Origin of the sequence: Prosthecobacter sp. (assembly GCF_014879935.1) — a bacterium.
Lineage (GTDB): Bacteria > Verrucomicrobiota > Verrucomicrobiia > Verrucomicrobiales > Verrucomicrobiaceae > Prosthecobacter.
In genome coordinates, this window is sequence record NZ_JACSRD010000020.1 from 1 (window position 1) to 3,774 (window position 3,774).

General features: G+C 60.7%; 4 protein-coding genes. 3 read left to right on the forward strand and 1 reads right to left on the reverse strand.

Features of this window, described 5'->3' with window-relative positions; genetic code table 11:
* Window positions 1-221: 221 nt before the first annotated feature.
* Window positions 222-1,610: a sigma-54 dependent transcriptional regulator gene (locus IAE77_RS00235; protein ID WP_294219643.1), complete on the reverse strand. Its 1,389-nt coding sequence runs from the start codon at window positions 1,608-1,610 to the stop codon at window positions 222-224.
* Between the two features lie 170 nt (window positions 1,611-1,780).
* On the opposite strand from IAE77_RS00235, the gene IAE77_RS00240 reads away from it, so the two are divergent.
* The 3 genes from IAE77_RS00240 (at window position 1,781) to IAE77_RS00250 (ending at window position 3,364) form a co-directional block, all read left to right on the forward strand.
* Window positions 1,781-2,503, forward strand: coding sequence for a class I SAM-dependent methyltransferase (locus IAE77_RS00240; protein WP_294219644.1), 723 nt, complete (start codon window positions 1,781-1,783; stop codon window positions 2,501-2,503).
* A 105-nt stretch (window positions 2,504-2,608) separates the two neighbouring features.
* Entirely contained in the window at window positions 2,609-2,965 is a 357-nt protein-coding gene (locus IAE77_RS00245) for a hypothetical protein (RefSeq protein WP_294219645.1), read from the forward strand.
* A gap of 45 nt (window positions 2,966-3,010) precedes the next feature.
* Window positions 3,011-3,364 (forward strand): C4-type zinc ribbon domain-containing protein, encoded by a 354-nt coding sequence (locus tag IAE77_RS00250; RefSeq protein WP_294219646.1) that lies wholly within the window; start codon window positions 3,011-3,013, stop codon window positions 3,362-3,364.
* Window positions 3,365-3,774: the final 410 nt, after the last annotated feature.

Genomic DNA, 3,774 nt, shown 5'->3' on the forward strand with positions numbered 1-3,774 from the left:
ACCGAGCAGCCAGAGCAGGCTCAGAAGGAGGAAGGTGATCCCCGGCGTGGCGAGCAGGGTGAGGGAAAGTTGCTGGAGGGACATGTCTGCCACAAGAAAGCCCGGCAAGCCAGTCCCCGCCATCCCTTTGGAAGGGGGAAATCACCGCTGGTCGCGGGGGATGCCTGTTCAGGTTGTAATATGCATCTGAAACCAACGCAGATTTCTGTGTGCATTTGCTTTCAGCCTAACCGTGTGTGTCGTGGCAGCTTGTCGAGCTTATAGCGCTGGATCTTGTATTGCAGCGCCCGGCGGCTGATGCCGAGGGTTTTGGCGGCTTCTTCGCGGTTGGAGGTGACTTTGAGCAGCGTCTGGCGGATGAGTTCGGCCTCTACCTGGGCGAGCGTCATGCCGGGCTGTATGGCGATGGCGTGGAGCTCGCGTTTGCCCTGGTGCATTGAGGGTGGCAGATCGTCCAGGCCGATGGCTGAGTGCGGCACGGTGACGACGAGGCGCTCCACGAGGTTGCGCAACTGGCGCACATTGCCGGGCCACCGCAGGGTCTGGAAAAGGCTCACCACCCCGGGTTTGAATTTCTTCAGGCGGCGCTGGTGCTTGGCGCAAAAGTGCGCGGTGAAGGACTCCACGAGCGGCGCGATGTCCTCCGCCCGCTCGCGCAGTGGTGGCATGACGATGGAGACGATGTTGAGACGATAAAACAGGTCCTCGCGGAAGACGCCGCCCTGGTGCGATTCGGTTTCGAGGTCTTTGTTCGTCGCGGCGATGATGCGGGCGGTGGCTCGTTCGAGCTTTTGACTGCCCACCGGGCGGAAAGTTCCGTCTTCGAGCACGCGGAGGAGGTCACCCTGGCCTTTGCGGGAGAGATCGCCGATCTCATCGAGGAACAAGGTGCCGCCTGCGGCGAGCTGGAAGCGGCCTTTGCGGTCGCTGACCGCGCCCGTGAAGGCTCCGCGCACATGACCGAAGAGTTCCGCCTCGATGAGATTCTCCGGCAATGCGGCGCAGTTCACGGCGATGAAGGGCTTGGCTTTGCGGCGGCTTTTTTCGTGAATGGCGCGGGCCACGACCTCTTTTCCCGTGCCGCTTTCCCCCTCGATGAGCACGGTGACATCCGTGGAGGCGATTTGCTGGATGAGGCGGCTGATGTCCTTCATCGCGGTGCTGCTGCCGGCGAAGATGTCGGGGTCCGAGCGGCGGCGCAGGCGCAGCTTGATCTGCTGATCCTCGGCCACGAGCGACTGGTGATCGAGCGCCTTGCGCACGGACTCGATGAGCTGCGCAGGGTTGATGGGCTTGGAGAGATAGTCGAAGGCTCCCTTGCGCAAGGCATCGACCGCAGTGTGGATGGTGCCGCCGTCACTGATGAAGATGAACTGGGTGTCCGGGGTGATGCCACGCACCTTTTCCATGAGCGCGACGGCGTCGATGCGCCGGGCGTCGAAGGATTTGACCACGATGTTGAACAGCCCGCCAGCGGCCAGATTCAGCGCGTCCGTCTCGTGGGAGGCGGTGGTGACGCGGTAGCCTTCCTTGCTTAGTACACTTTCGATCAAGCGGGCGGACGTGGCATCCCGGTCGAGCACGAGGATGTGAATGTTGGAGGGTTCCATGGATGGTGATTTTGTTTGCACGCACCTCCTCCATCAAGCGCATTTTTTGCACAAATGCTCTCATGGGGAGGTGATCAGAAAATCCGCCCATGCGCTGGAAGCCTTGATTTACCAAGGATGCAGCGCGGCTGGCAGGTGTTGGCACTCAAAATGCCATGTGAGAGGATGCCATGACTCAATCCCTGCCCGCAAACACGCCATCGAACCGTCCAGCCAACGCCTTCTCAGCCATTCGTGCTCCCAAGGATGTGGACTTCGACATGATCTATCCGCTGGCCATCCGCAAACAGTCCATCACGCATTGGAGTCCCGTGAATGTGTGCCGGATGGCGGCGCAACTGCTGGCGCAAAGGCCTGGCACCCGTGTTTTGGACATCGGCTGCGGCCCGGGCAAGTTCTGCGCCATCGGGGCCACGACGACTGAGGGCTTCTTCACCGGTGTCGAGCAGCGGGAGCGGCTGGTCAAAGCCGCGCGGGATGTGATGCGGCAGCATCAGATCGACCGCGTGGAGATCATCCATGGGAACATTCTTGATGTGAACTTCAGGCACTACGACGCCTTTTATCTTTTCAATCCCTTTCAAGAGAACATCCTCTCAACGCTACGGATCGATTACGATGTGGACCTCGATCCGCGCTTCTATGACAGCTACACGACGCATGTGCAGCAGCAACTCCTGCGCATGCCGATGGGCACGCGCGTGGTGACCTACTGCGGGGACTGCATGGAGATCCCGAATGCTTACGCTTGCACGCAGACGGCGTTCAATGACCGCCTGAAGCTGTGGGTGAAGAAGCATGCCTCACCAGAATATGCCCGCCGGAGCAGCGCCGACGAGGATGATACCAACCAGCCGCCGCTGGTGCTCTCTGGCGGCCTCTGCCCGGCATGAAGTCGTGCTTTGAATGGGTGGAGATCATCCACCGCTACTGCGCTGACAAAGAATGGCCCCACCTCCCTAACCTGGACGAACTCACCCCGCCTGAACATGACTCCCATGACAACACTGCTCGAAGACCTCTCCTGGCTGGCCGGTCTGGAGGCGACGAAAAACCGTCTCAAGACGGCCGCATCGGATCAAACGCGAATCAAGATGGAGATTCAGGGCGTTCGTGACCGGCTCCCTGCCGCCATCCTGCAGCGCTACGATGGCAGGCTGGCCCGCAAAGGCCCCTGGATCGCCTGGGGCACGAATGGTGCCTGTGGCGCATGCCATGCGCCGCTTTCCCAAGAGCGGGCCCACGACTGTCGCTCGTCTGCTCCTGTGCTGCGGATCTGTGAGCAATGCGGGGTGCTCCTCCTCGCATCCAGCCGTGGTGTGCCGCTCGAGCCCGGCCAGAAACAGCCTCAATGAATCCAGACTTCTGCTTTTTACCGCCTCTGAAACCACATACAGCCCATGAGAACCATCGCCTCCGTCACTGAAGACCTCGCCGCGCTTGCGGCATCCGATAAAGACCGCCTGCGGCTCGGCTCCAAGTCAGCCGCCGCCAAAAAACTCCTCCAAGAAGCCGGGGAGCTGCGCGCAAGGCTTCCCACCGCCATCCTGCTGCACTATGACAACCGCCTCGGCCGCGGCAGGGTAGGAGCGGCACGCATGCGAAACAACACCTGCGGGGCCTGCCATCTGGCCCTGTCGCGCTCGCAGCTCTCTCAGCTCCGCCAGCAAGGGCCTTCGGTGCTGGTTTGCGAAAACTGTGGTGCGTTCCTGCTGCCGGAAGAATTGACCCAAACTCTTGCACCCGTTGGTTGAACCTTTCTCTGGCTCCAACGCGTCCGTCCTGTCATAAAAACCGCTCACTGCTCCGCATTCCAGCCCAAGTCCATCACTATAAACTGCGAAATATAGCCAGTGAAGGTTTAACGCGGGCCTGACGGTCGGGCTGCATGGTCTGCCGCTGGCGCTGAAGTTTGCCCGATCACTTTAATGTCCTGACAACAGCACGGGACTGCCATCGGGGCAAAGCAGAGTTTGAAAGGCAGTTCACAGATGTTCACGGTCATGGAGCTACTCAGCCTGACCTTGCCAACGATGATCTTGAAGAAGTTAGGCACGCCTTTGGGTCATGGACGGCGTGTCTTACTCCGATAGCCGCACACCGAGCAGCCAGAGCAGGCTCAGAAGGAGGAAGGTGATCCCCGGCGTGGCGAGCAGGGTGAGGG